18 protein-coding genes are annotated in these 15,220 nt (G+C 73.0%); 9 read left to right on the top strand and 9 right to left on the bottom strand.

All coding sequences use genetic code 11. From position 1 onward, the window contains the following. The first annotated feature begins 193 nt into the window (after window positions 1-193). From ACHBTE_RS19560 to ACHBTE_RS19540, 5 genes are all read left to right on the top strand, one after another. Window positions 194-736 (top strand): hypothetical protein, encoded by a 543-nt coding sequence (locus ACHBTE_RS19560; protein ID WP_394725245.1) that lies wholly within the window; start codon window positions 194-196, stop codon window positions 734-736. Window positions 737-1,039: 303 nt separating this feature from the next. After that, on the top strand, window positions 1,040-1,921 hold the full coding sequence (locus tag ACHBTE_RS19555; RefSeq protein ID WP_394725244.1) for a dioxygenase: 882 nt from the start codon (window positions 1,040-1,042) through the stop codon (window positions 1,919-1,921). Then, complete coding sequence (locus ACHBTE_RS19550) at window positions 1,918-3,000, top strand: maleylacetate reductase (RefSeq protein WP_394725243.1); 1,083 nt, start codon at window positions 1,918-1,920, stop codon at window positions 2,998-3,000. The genes ACHBTE_RS19555 and ACHBTE_RS19550 overlap by 4 nt, the downstream gene beginning before the upstream one ends. A 167-nt stretch (window positions 3,001-3,167) precedes the next feature. Beyond that, complete coding sequence (locus ACHBTE_RS19545) at window positions 3,168-3,551, top strand: luciferase family protein (RefSeq protein ID WP_394725242.1); 384 nt, start codon at window positions 3,168-3,170, stop codon at window positions 3,549-3,551. A gap of 66 nt (window positions 3,552-3,617) precedes the next feature. Beyond that, on the top strand, window positions 3,618-4,430 hold the full coding sequence (locus ACHBTE_RS19540; RefSeq protein ID WP_394725241.1) for an amidohydrolase family protein: 813 nt from the start codon (window positions 3,618-3,620) through the stop codon (window positions 4,428-4,430). 25 nt (window positions 4,431-4,455) lie between these two features. Here the strand turns inward: ACHBTE_RS19540 and ACHBTE_RS19535 are convergent, their stop codons facing one another. Then, window positions 4,456-5,784, bottom strand: coding sequence for an enolase C-terminal domain-like protein (locus ACHBTE_RS19535; RefSeq protein WP_394725240.1), 1,329 nt, complete (start codon window positions 5,782-5,784; stop codon window positions 4,456-4,458). Between the two features lie 214 nt (window positions 5,785-5,998). On the opposite strand from ACHBTE_RS19535, the gene ACHBTE_RS19530 reads away from it, so the two are divergent. Further along, complete coding sequence (locus tag ACHBTE_RS19530; protein WP_394725239.1) at window positions 5,999-6,454, top strand: archease; 456 nt, start codon at window positions 5,999-6,001, stop codon at window positions 6,452-6,454. Between the two features lie 92 nt (window positions 6,455-6,546). Here the strand turns inward: ACHBTE_RS19530 and ACHBTE_RS19525 are convergent, their stop codons facing one another. Continuing rightward, window positions 6,547-7,959, bottom strand: a complete 1,413-nt coding sequence (locus tag ACHBTE_RS19525) for an RtcB family protein (protein WP_394725238.1) — start codon at window positions 7,957-7,959, stop codon at window positions 6,547-6,549. 203 nt (window positions 7,960-8,162) lie between these two features. Here ACHBTE_RS19525 and ACHBTE_RS19520 point away from each other — a divergent pair, with 203 nt between their 5' ends. Then, window positions 8,163-9,287 carry a CapA family protein gene (locus ACHBTE_RS19520; protein ID WP_394725237.1) on the top strand — a complete coding sequence of 375 codons (1,125 nt, stop codon included), beginning with the start codon at window positions 8,163-8,165 and terminating at the stop codon, window positions 9,285-9,287. A gap of 31 nt (window positions 9,288-9,318) precedes the next feature. Here the strand turns inward: ACHBTE_RS19520 and ACHBTE_RS19515 are convergent, their stop codons facing one another. From ACHBTE_RS19515 to ACHBTE_RS19495, 5 genes are all read right to left on the bottom strand, one after another. Next, a complete protein-coding gene (locus ACHBTE_RS19515; RefSeq protein ID WP_394725236.1) occupies window positions 9,319-9,960 on the bottom strand; it encodes a phosphoribosyltransferase in 642 nt (213 codons plus the stop codon). Window positions 9,961-10,053: 93 nt separating this feature from the next. After that, window positions 10,054-10,413: a hypothetical protein gene (locus ACHBTE_RS19510; protein ID WP_394725235.1), complete on the bottom strand. Its 360-nt coding sequence runs from the start codon at window positions 10,411-10,413 to the stop codon at window positions 10,054-10,056. Between the two features lie 102 nt (window positions 10,414-10,515). Then, window positions 10,516-10,764 carry a hypothetical protein gene (locus ACHBTE_RS19505; protein ID WP_394725234.1) on the bottom strand — a complete coding sequence of 83 codons (249 nt, stop codon included), beginning with the start codon at window positions 10,762-10,764 and terminating at the stop codon, window positions 10,516-10,518. A 91-nt stretch (window positions 10,765-10,855) separates the two neighbouring features. Then, entirely contained in the window at window positions 10,856-11,746 is an 891-nt protein-coding gene (locus ACHBTE_RS19500) for an SDR family oxidoreductase (RefSeq protein ID WP_394725233.1), read from the bottom strand. A 17-nt stretch (window positions 11,747-11,763) separates the two neighbouring features. After that, window positions 11,764-12,162 (bottom strand): SseB family protein, encoded by a 399-nt coding sequence (locus ACHBTE_RS19495; RefSeq protein ID WP_394725232.1) that lies wholly within the window; start codon window positions 12,160-12,162, stop codon window positions 11,764-11,766. A 175-nt stretch (window positions 12,163-12,337) separates the two neighbouring features. On the opposite strand from ACHBTE_RS19495, the gene ACHBTE_RS19490 reads away from it, so the two are divergent. Next, window positions 12,338-12,976 (top strand): phosphoribosyltransferase, encoded by a 639-nt coding sequence (locus ACHBTE_RS19490; RefSeq protein ID WP_394725230.1) that lies wholly within the window; start codon window positions 12,338-12,340, stop codon window positions 12,974-12,976. Between the two features lie 255 nt (window positions 12,977-13,231). On the opposite strand, the gene ACHBTE_RS19485 is transcribed toward ACHBTE_RS19490, so the two are convergent. Beyond that, entirely contained in the window at window positions 13,232-13,666 is a 435-nt protein-coding gene (locus ACHBTE_RS19485; protein ID WP_394725229.1) for a PPC domain-containing DNA-binding protein, read from the bottom strand. Between the two features lie 95 nt (window positions 13,667-13,761). Between ACHBTE_RS19485 and ACHBTE_RS19480 the strand changes: the two genes are divergently transcribed. Continuing rightward, window positions 13,762-14,334, top strand: coding sequence for a GNAT family N-acetyltransferase (locus ACHBTE_RS19480; protein ID WP_394725228.1), 573 nt, complete (start codon window positions 13,762-13,764; stop codon window positions 14,332-14,334). A 21-nt stretch (window positions 14,335-14,355) separates the two neighbouring features. Here ACHBTE_RS19480 and ACHBTE_RS19475 read toward each other — a convergent pair whose 3' ends face one another. Then, window positions 14,356-15,135 (bottom strand): SDR family NAD(P)-dependent oxidoreductase, encoded by a 780-nt coding sequence (locus tag ACHBTE_RS19475; RefSeq protein ID WP_394725227.1) that lies wholly within the window; start codon window positions 15,133-15,135, stop codon window positions 14,356-14,358. Window positions 15,136-15,220 lie beyond the last annotated feature (85 nt).

Genomic DNA, 15,220 nt, shown 5'->3' with positions numbered 1-15,220 from the left:
GTCCCGTGTTCCGCGCCGGTTCCCGATCGGTGTCCCGATCGTTGTCCCGATCGTTGTAAAGAGCGGACCGGCGAACTCCACGACGGTGCAACCATTCCGCCGCGCCGAATGTCTCCCCTAACATCAGACACACCACCCTCCGGGGGATGAAATGGGACGAAACAAAACCGCATGGGCGACGACAGTCGCGCTCATGGCCGCCGCCTTGGGCGTGGCGGCGGTCCCGGCCGAGGCCACCGCGACCACCACCACCAAGGCCACGGCCTGCCCCACCGGCTGGGGCAGTCTGGACAAGGCCCGCTCCGCCGCCACGACGGAGTCGGTCACGAACGTCAGGACCGGCAGGCACGCCTGCTTCGACCGCATGGTCGTCGACGTCCCCGGCGCGGGCACCCGCGACCTCGGCTATTCGGTGCGGTACGTCAACCGTCTCCACCAGGACGGTTCGGGCAACCACATCGCGGTCGGCGGCGGAGCCGTGCTCGAGGTACGGGTGACCGCCCCGGCCTACGACCCCGACACCGGCAAGCCCACGTATCCCGTGGTGGCCGGTCAGCGCCTCAAGGACGTGAACCTCACGGGGTACCGCACGTTCCGGGACGCCCGGTTCGCCGGCAGCTTCGAAGGGGACACGCAGATCGGGCTCGGCGTCCGCGCGCGGCTGCCGTTCCGGGTGGCGGTGACCGCGGACCGGGTCGTGATCGACGTGGCGCACAACTGGACCGGGGCACGCTGAGGCGGGTCAGGGCCGTGACGTCTCGACAGCGCCCCGGCCCTGGCCGCCGCGCGGCTCGCGACAGGCCCCGGTGACCCCGACGCCGCCGCGGCGCGCACCTCGGTGCCGCCGCGGCGGCGTCATGTCCTGAACGAGCCCGGTGCTTCCCCCGGTGCCACGGCGAGGCTCCCGCACGGCGCACCACCCGGCCACCCCGCCCTCCGTGCCGGGCACTCGCGGGGGCGCCGCCGCCGATTCTCGGGCACGGTTGAGATGAGCGCGGATGCGGCAGGGAAGGATGCCGGAGCCGGGGAAGGAGCCGACATGACGGGCGGCGGGAAGGGCGACGGGACAGGCGACAGGACGGTCACCGACGAGGTCGTCGACAGTCTGCGGGGCGCGGACGATCCGCGGCTGCGGGAGTTGCTGACCGGGCTCGTCCGGCATCTGCACGCCTTCGCGCGGGAGACGCGGCTGACGCAGCGGGAGTGGGAGCGGGCGATCGCGTTCCTGACGGTGACGGGGAAGGCCTGCACGGACACCCGGCAGGAGTTCATCATGCTCTCGGACGTGCTCGGTCTGTCGATGCTGCTGGAGATGATCAACGACCGGCACGGCCCAGGAGCCACCGAGTCGACGGTTCTGGGGCCGTTCCACATGACCGAGTCGCCGGGGCGTGAACTCGGCGCGGACATCGACCTGGTGGGCGGCGGCGAGCCCTGCGTGGTGAGCGGACGCGTGCTGTCCCGGGACGGCGGAGCGCTGCCCGGCGCGACGGTCGACGTGTGGCAGGCCGACGGGCACGGCTTCTACGACGTGCAGCAGCCCGGCGTACAGCCCCCCGGCAACGGACGTGGCCTGTTCACGGCGGACGGCGACGGGCGGTTCTGGTTTTGTACGTGTGTGCCGAGCCCGTACCCCATCCCGACGGACGGGCCGGTCGGCGGGCTGCTGCGGGCCACCGGCCGGCACCCCTACCGGCCGGCGCACATCCACTTCATCGCCTCGGCCGCGGGCCACATCCCGGTGACCACGCACATCTTCGTGGCGGGCAGCGAGTACCTGGACTCGGACGCGGTGTTCGCCGTCAAGCCGGGCCTGATCGCGGACTTCGCGCCGGTCGACGACCCTGAGTCGGCAAGGGAGTTCGGGGTGGCGAATCCCTTCCGGCACGCTCGTTTCGACCTCGTGCTGGAGCCGGCGTGACCGACGTCCTCGACTTCTCCTACGAGTCACGGCCCGTGCGGGTCGTCTTCCGGCCCGGCGCGGCGGTGTCCGCGACGCCGGACGAGGTGGCACGGCTCGGGCTGCGGCGGGTGCTGGTGGTGTGCGGGGCGCGGGGCGCGGACACCGCGCGGGCGGTCGCCGACGCGCTCGGCCCGGCTTGCGTCGGGGTGCACGACCGGGCGCGGATGCATGTGCCCGCCGAGGTCGCCGGCACCGCCGTCCGGGCGGCGCGCGCCGCGGGCGCCGACGGGTGCGTGGCGGTGGGCGGCGGTTCGTCGATCGGGCTGGGCAAGGCGATCGCGCTGCGCGGCGGGCTGCCGTTGATCGCGGTGCCGTCCACGTACTCCGGGTCGGAGATGACACCGGTCTGGGGTCTGACCGAGCACGGCACCAAGCGCACCGGCCGCGACCCGAGGGTGCAGCCCCGCAGCGTGGTCTACGACCCCGAGCTGACCCTCTCGCTGCCGGTACCGCTCTCGGTGACCAGCGGCGTCAACGCGCTCGCGCATGCCGTGGAGGCGCTGTACGCCCCGGACACCTCGCCGCTGGTCCGGCTGATGGCCGAGGACGGCATCCGGGCGATGGCGCGGGCGCTGCCGGAGGTGGCCGCGGAGCCGGCGTCGCTCGGGGCACGTGGGCGTGCGCTGTACGGGGCCTGGCTGTGCGGGTCCTGTCTGGGCGCCACGACCATGGGCCTGCACCACAAGCTGTGCCATGTCCTGGGCGGCACCTTCGGCCTGCCGCACGCCGAGACGCACACGGTGGTCCTGCCGTACGTCCTGGCCCACAACGCGCCCGCCGCACCGGACGCGGTCGCGGCGGTGGCCCGCGCGCTGGACGCGGTCGACGCGCCGACGGCCCTGCGGGACCTGTCCGGACGCCTCGGCGCCCCGCGCTCCCTCGCCGAACTCGGCCTCGCCGAAGCCGACTTGTCGAAGGCTGCGGCACTGACCGCGGGCCAGTCGTACGCCAACCCGCGTCCGGTCACGGCGGACGGCGTCCTCGGCCTGCTGCGGGCGGCCCACGAGGGTACGCCACCGGCCGCGGTCACCCGCTGACGGCCCCTTCCCGGCGAGACCCGGATGACCCGGATCCCCCACCGGGGAGGAGGGCGTCGCCCTGCTCCTCACCGTGCGTAGCGGGCCGGTGATCGAATCACCTCACACCACGGTTACGGTTCGCTCAACCTCTGGTTGCACGGCGGTGATCGGGCGACTATGGGGGCATGACACTGGCCCAGCGCGCCATGGAGCAACTCCAGGTCTGGCCCGATCTCAGCTCGGGACCGGCCAACTGCGGCGCAGGGCGGGCACTGCGCTCCGTCCACAGCGAGATCGTGCACTTCCATTCCGACCGTGACGTGGACCTGCATCTGACGGCGTCGGCGATCCAGCGATTCCACGCCGACCTGAAGGAGTCGACCGCGATCCGGCTGGTCCCGGGTTCCGCCTGGGTGACCGTGCATCTCGACTGCGACACGGACGTCGACCTGTTGATGAGCCTGGTCAGCGCCGCGCTCAAGGCCCATCAGCACCGGCCGGCCGCTGCCGGGCGCCCGGTCGGGGACGAGTGCAACTTCCGTCGTGTCACGGTGCTGCCCCGGTCCTGAGCGGCGGCGCCCGCACCCCGATCTTCAGCGGAGGCGGTTCACGCGCCCCCCGGAGAGGCCGTACCCATGCCTGTGATCGACGCCTGGATGCAGCACCCCACGCCGCGCCACGCCAACCATGAGATGTTCGAGTCGCTGCGCCGGTGGACCGGGATGGAGCGGCTCGACAAGCCGCTGCCCGTCGAGGTCACGGTGGCGGCGCTCGATGCCGCGGACGTGGAGACCGGCCTCGCGTCCGCCTGGTACGGGCCGCGGGGTCCGCTGATCGACAACGACGAGGTGGCCTCGTTCGTCGAGGAGTCCGGCGGGCGGCTGCGCGGGGTGGCGGGCGCCGATCTGGCCCGGCCCATGGACGCGGTACGGGAACTGCGGCGGGCCGTCGAGGAGTTGGGCTTCGTGGCGCTGCGCATCGTGCCGTGGCTGTGGGGGCTGCCGCCCACCGACCGGCTGTACTACCCGCTGTACGCGGCCTGCGTGGACCTGGGCGTGCCGTTCTGCACCCAGGTCGGGCACACGGGCCCGTTGCGCCCGTCGGAGACCGGGCGGCCCATCCCGTACGTCGACCAGGTCGCGCTGGACTTCCCCGAACTGGCGATCGTGTGCGGGCACATCGGCTACCCGTGGACGACGGAGATGATCGCGGTCGCCGACAAGCACGAGAACGTCTTCATCGACACCAGCGCCTACACCGTCCGCCGCTATCCGCCGGAGCTGGTGGAGTATCTGCGGGGCAGGGGCCGGCACAAGGTGCTGTTCGGCTCCAACTACCCCATGATCACGCCGGGTCGGGCCCTGGAGCGGCTGGACGCCCTGGAGCTGGACGAGGAGACGCGCGAGCTCTTCCTGTACGGCAACGCCCGCCGCGTCTTCGCCCTCTGAACCGCGCTCGTGCGAGTCGGCGGGGTCAGCGCACCAGACAGGGCCGCTTCGGGTCGAAGGTCCAGCCCTCGATCAGATACCGCATGCCGACGGCGTCGTCCCGCCCCGACAGCGCCCTCTCCTTGTAGAGCTCATGGGCCGCGAGCAGCCGCTCCATGTCCAGGCCGATGCCCAGCCCGGGCGTGTCCGGCACGGCGACCTCACCGCCGGTGATCCTCGGCGGGTCGACGGTGAGCCGTTCCCGGCCCTCCTGCCAGATCCAGTGCGTGTCCAGGGCGTTGTACTCACCGGGTGCCGCCGCCCCGCAGTGGGCCATCATCGCCAGGGAGATGTCGAAGTGGCTGTTGGAGTGGCATCCCCAGGTCAGCCCCATGGCGTTGCACAGCTGCGCGACCCGTACCGAGCCCTGCATGGTCCAGAAGTGCGGGTCGGCCAGCGGGATGGACACCGACTGGAGAGCCAGGGCGTGGGTCAGCTGACGCCAGTCGGTGGCGATCATGTTGGTCGCCGTGGGCAGTCCGGTGGCCCGGCGGAACTCCGCGAGGATCTCCCGGCCCGAGTAGCCGTCCTCGGCTCCGCAGGGGTCCTCGGCGTAGGCGAGGGTGCCGAGGAGGGGACGGCACAGTTCGACGGCCTCGCGCAGGGACCAGGCGCCGTTGGGGTCGAGGGTGATGCGCGCGTCCGGGAAGCGCTCCTTCAGGGCCCGCACCGCCTCGACCTCCTGGGCGCCGGGCAGGACACCGCCCTTGAGCTTGAAGTCCCGGAAGCCGTAGCGGTCGTAGGTGGCCTCGGCCTGCCGGACGATCGCCTCCGGGGTGAGCGCCTCCTCGTGCCGGATCCGGTACCACTCGGCGTCCGCTTCGGGTGCGCGGACGTAGTCCAGGCCGGTGCGGTCGGGGTCGCCGACGTAGAAGAGGTAGCCGAGCATCCGGACGGCGTCGCGTTGTCGTCCCTCGCCGAGCAGGGCGGCGACCGGGACCTGAAGGTGCTGCCCGAGGAGGTCGAGGAGGGCGGACTCGACGGCGGTGACGGCATGCACCGTGGTGCGCAGGTCGAAGGTCTGCGCACCACGGCCGTCCGCGTCCCGGTCGGCGAAGGTCGCCCCGACGGTGCGCAGTACGTTCTTGTAGTCGCCGACGCGGGCGCCGACGACCAGGGGCGCGGCGTCGCGCAGCGTCCGGGTGATCTCCTCGCCACCGGGCACCTCGCCCAGGCCCGTGCGGCCCTCGGAGTCCTCCAGGACGACGACGTTGCGGGTGAAGCAGGGGGCGTGCGCGCCGGAGAGGTTGAGGAGCATCGAGTCCCGGCCTGCGACCGGATAGACGGACAGGCGGGTGACGACGGGCTGGGCCATGAAGGCGGTCCTCACATGAAGACAGTATCTACATATGCGGACGGAGGCTAGGTTCGTGAACGGTCGGGGTCAAGGAAGCGAACCGCCGACGCGCATCACTGCCCGAAGTGCTGCCCTGCGATACGGCGTGCCGGGTGCGGGTACCCGGTGTGCGGCTGCACGGGCCCTGAAGCAGGGCCGATCTCGGACGGCACGAGCGGAGCGGGTGGTGTCGATGGTCGGTGACACGGACGACGACATCCGGGCTCGGCGCAGTGGTGGCAGCGGTCATCGGGCCGTGCCGCACACGGCCGATGTGCGGATCGAGGCATGGGGAGCGAGCCGGGAGCGGTGTCTGGTGGAGGCCGCGCTCGGGATGGTCGAGTGCTTCGCCGATGTGGAGGCGGTGCGGCCCACCCGCGTGGAGCGGGTGCAGCTCGCCGAGGACAGCGACGAGGACCTGCTGACCGCACTGCTCGACGAGGTCGTCTACCGCCTCGACGTGGACGGCCGGGTACCCGTCGACCTGGAGGCCGAGGACGCGGACGGCGACCTGGACGTGCGGCTCGCCCTCGCCGAACTGTCCGACGTGGAGGTCACCGGCGCCACCCCGAAGGGCGTGTCCTGGCACGGCCTGCACATCGGCCCGGGCCCGTACGGGTGGTCGTGCGCGGTGACCGTGGACGTGTGACGCCACCAGGCCGTACGCGTACCGAACGGGCAAGCCGCTTGCGGGCGGTGGGCTCCGAACGAGCGCTTTCGCGCGGCAAGCCGCGGTGGGCCTCAGCCCTTCACCACGCCCAGCGGCACCAGCCGCGCCACCGTACGGCACAGTCCGGCACCCTCGCTCACGGCCACCACCTCGCTCACGTCCTTGTACGCGTCGGGGGTCTCCTCCGCCAGGCCGCGCAGTGAGCGTGGGCGTACCGCGATGCCGGCCGACTCCAGGCGGGCGCGCAGTTCCCGGCCGCCCACCGTGCGGGCGGCCCGGTGACGGCTCATGACGCGGCCCGCGCCGTGACAGGTGGAGAAGAAGGCGTCACCGCCGGGCACGCCGGCCAGGACGTAGGAGGCGGTGCCCATCGTCCCCGGGATCAGCACCGGCTGACCGACCTCGCGCAGATCCTCGGGCAGCTCCGGATGGCCGGGCGGGAAGGCGCGGGTCGCGCCCTTGCGGTGGACGCACAGCTCGCGGGGAGTTCCGGCCACGGTGTGGGTCTCGATCTTGGCGAGGTTGTGGGAGACGTCGTACACCAGCGAAAGGCGGGTGCGCGCGGCGCGGCGGAACACCTGGCGGGCGGCGTCGGAGAGCAACTGCCGATTGGCGCGGCCGTAGTTGGCGGCGGCGGCCATCGCGCCCAGATACCTGCGCCCCTCCGGCGACCGGACCGGCGTACAGGCCAGCTGACGGTCGGGGACCTCGATGCCGTACCGCGCCATCGCGGCGTCCATCGCCCGGACGTGATCGGTGCAGATCTGGTGCCCGAGGCCACGGGAGCCGCAGTGGATCATCACGCACACCTGGCCGGCCGCGAGCCCGAACGCGTCGGCGGCCACCGCGTCGTACACCTCCTCCACGCGCTGCACCTCGAGGAAGTGGTTGGCCGAGCCCAGGCTGCCGACCTGGCCGAGGCCGCGCTCCCGGGCCCGTGCGCCGACCTGGTCCACGTCGGCGTCGGCGACCGACCCACCGTCCTCGCAGCGGGTCAGGTCGCGCTCCTCGCCGTGCCCCTCCCCCACCGCGTACCGGGAGCCGCCGCGCAGGATCCGCTCCAGCTGCCCGCGGCCGGTCAGGTGCCACACCCCGCCGGGGCCGGCGCCGCGCGGCACGGCCCGGTCCAGGCCGTCCATCACGACGGGCAGCGCCGGCGCCAGCCCCTCGTGGTCGGTGTCGGCGGCCAGCAGCCGTACCCCGCAGGAGATGTCGAAGCCGACCCCGCCCGGCGAGACGACCCCGCCGTCCGCCACGTCGGTCGCGGCGACGCCGCCGATGGGGAAGCCGTAGCCCCAGTGGATGTCGGGCATGGCGTACGACGCCCCCACGATCCCCGGGAGCGTGGCGACGTCGGCCACCTGCTCCAGGGCCTGCTCGGCGTCCCGCAGCAGCGTCCGGGACGCGAAGACCACGCCCGGCACCCGCATGGGCCCGTGCGGGTCGATACGGAAGCGGTGGGGGCTCTCCTCGACCAGTTCCATGGCGGCCTCCCGCGCCTCGCCCGGCGTCGCAGGTGCGGGGTACCCGCGCAGGGCGTTCGCTATCACCCGCCCGGTCGCGCGGCGGCACGGTGGCCCACCCGCCGGGCGGAGGATCGGCCGGAGACCCGGGTAAAGGGTGCGCGGAAGGCCGCCCGGACCGGCGAGAGCCACGGTCTCCTCCGACGATTTCGTACGGTTGAGACATGAGCGGCGGCACGGTGACGCTGTTCGTCTGCGGTGACGTGATGCTCGGACGCGGCGTCGACCAGATCCTGGCCCGGCCCGGCGACCCCGCGCTGCGAGAGGGGTACGTCACCGACGCCCGCTCCTACGTGAGCATGGCGGAGGCGGTGAGCGGCCCGATCCCGGCGCCGGTGGACCCGTCGTGGCCGTGGGGAGAGGCCTTGCGGCTGCTGGAGGCGAACGCGCCGGACGTCCGGATCGTGAACCTCGAGACGTCCGTCACGCGCAGTGCGGCGTTCGAGCCCGGCAAGGCGGTCCACTACCGCATGGCTCCGGCCAACCTGCCCGCCCTCACCGTGGCCCGGCCCGACGTCTGCGTCCTCGCCAACAACCATGTGCGGGACTTCGGGCGGGCGGGCCTGGAGGAGACGCTCGACGTCCTGCACGCCGCCGGGCTGCGTACGGCGGGCGCCGGGCGCAGCGCCGAGGAGGCGTACGCGCCGGCCGCGCTGCCGCTCCCCCACGGTGGCCGCGTGCTGGTCTTCGCCCTGGGTTTCCGCAACAGCGGCATCCCGCCGGGCTGGGCGTCGACGGCGGACCTCCCCGGCGTCGCCTACGCGCCCGAACTGTCCCCCGCCACGGCCGCGGCGGCGGTACGGCACATTCGGCAGGTGAAGCGGCCCGGCGACCTCGTGGTGGTGTCCGTGCACTGGGGCTCCAACTGGGGCCATGCCGTCCCGCGCGACCAGCGGCGCTTCGCGCACGCCCTGGTGGACGGCGGGGCCGACCTCGTCCACGGCCACTCCTCGCACCACCCCCGTCCCGTCGAGCTCTACCGCGACCGGCTGATCCTGCACGGCTGCGGCGACTTCATCGACGACTACGAGGGCATCCCGGGCTACGAGGAGTACCGCGACGATCTGCGGCTCGCCCATCTGGTGACGCTGGCGGCGGACACCGGCGAGCTCACCGACCTGCGGATGCTGCCCCTGCTCGCCCGCCGGATGCGGCTGGAACCGGCCCCGCCCGAGGACCGCGCCTGGCTGCACGCCACCCTCGACCGCATCGCCTACGGCACCCGGCTCGCCCTCACCGCGGACGGCACGCTCACCCTGGCGAAGCCGGCCTCCGCCGGCGGTGCCTGAACGGCGGGCACGTCACCACCTCGGCGGGCTCTCATCCCTCCCGCAGCGCCTCCAGCACATCCGCGTCGGAGAGCTGGCCGAAATCCTCGTACCACTCCCCGACCGCACTGAACAGCCTCGGCTCGTGCAGACAGACGAAGTCGTCGACCTCGCGGCGCAGTTCCCCGGCCGCCTCCGGTGCGCAGACCGGAACGGCCAGGACCAGACGCTCGGGCTGCCGGCCGCGTACGGCGCGCAGGGCCACGCGTGCGGTCGAGCCGGTGGCGACGCCGTCGTCCACGACCACGGCGGTGCGCCCGCCCAGCCGCGGCGCCGGCCGGCCCTGCCGATAGCGTTCCTCGCGCCGCCGCAGCTCCTTGCGTTCCCGCTCCACCACCGGCGCCAGATCGGCCTCGGTCAGTCCCAGCCGGTACAGCGTCGCCTCGTCGAAGAGCGGCGGGTCGTCGCCCGCGAGCGCGCCGACGCCGAACTCCTCGTGGAACGGGGCCCCGATCTTGCGGACGACGAGCACGTCCAGCGGTGCCTGGAGCACGCGGGCGATCTCCCGGGCGACGGCGACACCGCCCCGGGGCAGCGCGAGCACCACGGGATGGGCGAGGAGGCCCTTCTCCTGGCGGACGCGCAGCTGCTCCGCCAGCTCCTGTCCGGCCTCCCCACGGTCACGGAACCGCATGGGTCTCCCCTTCCGTCCGTGGCCCGCGTACCCCGCTCACCGGCGCCGGACACACCGGCCGGATCACAAGGGAGCCCCGTGGTCCGCGGGGCCCTACTGGATGGTCCAGCCCACGCTGCCGACGCCGGAGCTGTAGACGGCGCAGACGCCGGAGGACTCGCTGTACTGGCCGGGGGCGAGCGTCACCCACTGGCCGGAGACGTCGGGGGCCCAGCCGCAGACGATCTCGGCGCGGAAGGTGATGGTCCGGTCGGTGTTGTTCTTGCAGCCCGCGATGCCGTGGTCCGGGTTGTTGTTGTGCACCCAGCCGTCGCAGTCGACGGTGCCCGCCAGGGCCGCGGCCCCGCCCGACCCGGCGGCCTGTGCGGGCGCGGCCCCGACGCCGACGGTGAGGGCCAGGGCCGAGAGGGTGGTGGCCAGACCGGCCGCGAAGATGCTCTTCCTGCGATTCATACGTGCCCCCGTGATGTCGTGGTTCCGTTCGACTTGCCGCCTCAAGTCAAGGTCAGCGGCGTCCGGAGGGGAACCTCGGACATCCGAGGGTCGTGGGCGCGTTCACCCGTTCGGCGTATCCGGCGCGTCGGGCACGTCCGTCTCGGTCCAGTCGTACGGCCCGCCTCCGCGCCACTCGATCAGCTCGGGGTCGTCTACGGCCCGGTCCTCGGCGGGCAGGTCGGCGCGGTGCACCAGGTCCAGGACGTCGAACAGGCTGTACGCGGTGCCCGCCGGTTCGCCGTTGATCGTCACCTGGCGCCCGCCGTCGGACGCCGCGGGCAGCACCACCACTGGGGGACGCGTGCTCATGTCACCACCATGCGCTCTGCACGCCCGCCGCGCAGCCCGGCGTACCGGACCGGCTGGCCCATCCGGCCCAGCGTCCGATACGCCCCGCGGGCTACGGCAGCGGTGTTCCGCCGGTCGCGTTGAGGATCTCCGCGGTGACGAAACCGGCCTCCTGGGAGGCGAGGTAGACATAGGCGGGAGCCAGCTCGGCGGGCTGGGCCGGCCGGCCCAGGGGGCTCTGCTTGCCGAACTCGGCCGTGTCGGGCAGCGTCGCCGGGATCAGCGGCGTCCACACCGGCCCCGGCGCGACCGCGTTCACCCGGATGCCGCGGTCGACCAGCATCTGGGCCAACCCCTGGGTGAAGGTCACGATCGCGCCCTTGGTCATCGCGTAGTCCAGCAGATGCGGGCTGGGCTTGTACGCCTGCACCGACGTGGAGTTGATGACGCTGCCGCCCTCCGGCATGTGCGGCACGGCGAACTTCGTCAGCCAGAACATGCCGTAGAGGTTGGTGCGCATGACGCGGTCGAACTGCTCGGTCGTGATCGCCTCGATGCCGTCGGGCTGGGACATCTGGTAGGCGGCGTTGTTCACCAGGACGTCGACGCGCCCGAACTCCGCGACCGCACGGTCGATCAGCGCACGGCAGTTGTCCTCCTCGCGGATGTCGCAGGCCACCGCGACCGCCTTGCGGCCCGCGTCCTCGACCAGCCGGGACGTCTCACGCGCCTCCTGTGCCTCCTCCTCGAGATGGGTGAACAGCACGTCGGCACCCTCCCGGGCGAACGCCAGGGCGACCGCGCGTCCGATACCGGAGTCCCCACCGGTGACAACGGTGGCGCGACCCTCCAGCCGCCCGGTGCCGCGGTAGCTCTCCTCGCCGTGATCCGGTGGCGGATCCATCGGCCCGGTCCAGCCGGGGTGCGGCTGGTCCTGGGCGGGAAAGTCGGGCCGCGGGTACTGGGTGGCCGGATTCTGCTGGGCGTGCTGCGGATCCGTCACCACGTCCTCCTCTTCGGTCAGCTGTCTTCCCGGTCCAGCAGGGCCCGCACCCCGTGGGCCGTCAGCGCCAGCTGCTCGGGCGTGCCGGCGTCGATGACCAGGGACAGATTGTCGGAGGGCCAGCCGTGGGCGAGGGCGCCGAGCTGCACACTGCGGTGCCGCTGCATCTTGGGCATGGCCTGTTCCATGCGTTCCTGCGTGGTGAAGACCGGTACGAGTTCGGTCCCGTCCTCCTGTTCGAACACGGGCAGGGTCAGCGCCGCGGGGCCTGGGCCCTCCGCGTCCGTCGCCGCGGGTACCAGCACCTCGCTGTGCGCCAGTGTGTTCAGTGCCGCCTCGTCCGCGCCCTGCTCGACGACCGTGCGCAGGGCCTGCTGGGCCGCGGAGGCATCGCTCTCGAAGTGGGGGTCGGTCATGGTTGGTCCCGTCGCCGTGTCGTGCACTTGCCGTCCGGTACGCCCGGACGCTTCGGGTACCCGGTCCGGTGCCCCTCATGTGCGTTCTCGCTGCCGTGCGGTGGGCCGTACACCCCGGTTTGGCCGCCGACCCACCGGGCACTCGGCGGCTGCCCCGATCCGAGGGAGGCGCGCCGTGCCTTTCCGTGACCGCACCCACGCCGGACACGAGCTCGCGCTGCGGCTGGTCGAGTGGGCCGACTCCGGTGACCTGACCGATGTGCTCGTGCTGGCCCTGCCGCCGGGCGGTGTGCCCGTCGCCGCGGAGGTGGCCCGGGCGCTGCATGTCCCGCTGGACGTGCTCGTCGCCCGTGAGATCAGCACCCCGATCCGGCCGGAGACGCCGGTCGGCGCGATCGTCGCGGACGATCCGCCGCTATACGACCGGCAGGGCCTGGCCATGATGCATCTGTCCGAGGACCGGCTCGGCGATGTCGTGGCGGGTGAACGCAGCGAGCACGTCTATCGCGACGGCAGGCCGGCCCCGTCCGTCCAGGGCCGCACGGTCGTCCTCGTCGACGACGGCCTGACCACCGGTCTGACCGCGACGGCGGCGCTGCGCTTCCTGCGCCGGCTTGCTCCGGCCCGGCTCGTCGCGGCGTTCCCCGTCGGCAGCCCTCGGACGACGTCGGCGATCCGCGCCTGGTGCGACGACGTGGTGTGCCTGGAGCAGCCGCCGGGCCTGCACGTGGTCGGCGAGTGGTACGAGGACTTCACCCGGGTTTCCGACACGCAGGTGGCGAAGACGCTGCTCGCCTTCAGTACCCCGGCGTGACGCGCCACGGCCTGACGCCCCGGCGGAAGTCGGCTCGCCCCATGCCGGGCCTGGGCTCGCCGGTTGCGCACTCGGCTCCGCGCCGGCAGCCGCTGCCCCGTCTCGCGTGCCCGCAGCCGCAGGGAGGTTCTGAAGCCGGCGTACGCGCTCGCGTGTGAGGCATGTACCGGGCGGCCGGCCCACCCGGTCCTCGGTGAAGCCGCTGTCCCGGGCGCCACCCCGGCACCGGGGTCACGGCTCCGGTCGGGCGGGTCGTCACTCCGGGTCGATCAGGGCGAGGCCGAGGTCGGGGTGGTGGACCTTGGCCAGCTCCGCCGGGCTGTCCCGCACGATCACCTCGAGGGTCGGCCACACCTCGCCCTCCAGCAGATGGCCCCCACGGGTCGTACCGTCCGACAGCCCCAGGACGGCATGCAGATGCGCGGTCGGTCCGTCCGCGCCGACGGCGATGTCCCCCAGCAGGGACAGCACCTCGCACTGCTCGTCCACGCCGATGCGCCGGTAGTCCTTGGCCGCGCGGTCGAACCACCCCACCACGGCCCGGGAGAAGGCGCCCACGGCGGTCACCTGGGACGCGCCCAGGGACCGGTCCCGGGCGAAGCCGGTGATCTCGGCGAGGGGATCCTCGCCCGGGGCCAGGACGAGGACGTACGCCCGGGCCGGGGAGTCCTGCACCTGTTGCCACTTCATGCGCGCCCGGGTACCCGCCTCGCCCCGCCCGTACGCCCCCGTCGCCTCGCACGGATCGCGCGACGGCCGCCGTCCCGTCGTGACAGGGTGGGGGCATGGCCATCGAAGTTCGCCCGGCGTCGGAGTTCGAGGACGTGCGTGCCGTGCTGGGCCCGAAGTCGCCCACCGCGAACGTCTGTTGGTGTCTGAGCTACCGGATCCCGGCGAAGCTCAACAAGGAGCTGCGCGGCCCGGAGCGCGGCGAGTACGTCGCCGGGCTGTGCCGTGCCGATCCTCCGCCGGGGGTGCTCGCCCACGACGGGGACGAGCCGGTCGGCTGGGCCGCGGTGGCGCCACGCTCGGTCACGTCCTTCGCGCGCAACCGCAAGATCCCGCACGTCGACGACCTGCCGGTGTGGTCGCTGTGGTGCATCCGCGTCCGGCCCGGTCATCGCAAGCAGGGGATCACTCACGCCCTCATCGCCGGCGCGGTCGACTTCGCCCGCGCACAGGGCGCACCGGCGATCGAGGCGTACCCGCTGGACAACGGGGACGCCCGGGTCGACCTGACGATGGCGTACGCCGGGATCCGCAAGAACTTCGAACGCGCCGGGTTCGTGCACGCCGCCGACACCACCTCGGTGCTGGCCGGTCATCCCCGGATCCTGATGCGGCTCGACCTGACCTGACGGGCCCGCCCCGCTCCGCCTTCAGTGGACGGAGAACCCGCCGTCGACGAAGACCGCCTGTCCGGTGACGTAGGCGGAGGCGCGGCTCGCGAGGAACACCGCCGCCCCGGCGAAGTCGTCGGCCAGCCCGTTGCGCCCGACCATCGTCCGCTCGGCCAACGCGGCCACCTTCTCGGGGTCGGAGGACAGCCGGGCGTTCAGCGGTGTCATGACGAACCCCGGCACGAGCGTGTTGCAGGTGACTCCGTACGGCGACCATGCCTCGGCCTGTGAGCGGGCCAGCGACTCCAGTGCCCCCTTCGAGACGCCGTAGGCACCGCTCTGCACGAACGCCCGGTGCGCCTGCTGGGAGGTGACGTGGATGATCCGCCCGAATCCCCGCTCGGCCATGCCCGGCCCGAACCGCTGCCCGAGCAGGTAGGGGGCCTGAAGGTTCACGGCCATGGTGGTGTCCCACACCTCGTCGTCCAGCTCGCCCATCGGGGGCCGGAGATTGATCCCGGCGCTGTTGACGAGGATGTCGGGTTCACCGAAGACCCCGGTCGCCTGCTCCGCCGCCGTGCGCACCCCGTCGCGGGTGGCGAGGTCGGCGCTCACCCAGGCTGCCCGGCAGCCGTGGGCCGTCAGTTCGCCGACGGTCTCGGCCAGCTCCGCCTCCCTGCGCGCCACGACGACGACGCTCGCTCCCGCGCGGGCGAGGGCCCTGGCGACGGCCCGGCCGATGCCGGAGCTGCCGCCGGTCACCAGGGCGACCCGGCCGTCGAGCGAGAACAGTTCGGAGAGATACGCCTGTGAGGTCATGCCCGCACCCTAGGGCCTGTCGTCAAATTCCCGTCGTCCGCCCGCAGGGCGGGCCGCGCGGCGTCAGGTGCGTGCTCTCGGCGTG

Source organism: Streptomyces sp. M41 (genome assembly GCF_043673425.1).
In the GTDB taxonomy this organism is placed as follows: domain Bacteria; phylum Actinomycetota; class Actinomycetes; order Streptomycetales; family Streptomycetaceae; genus Streptomyces.
This window is presented reverse-complemented; position numbering and strand designations above follow the sequence as displayed.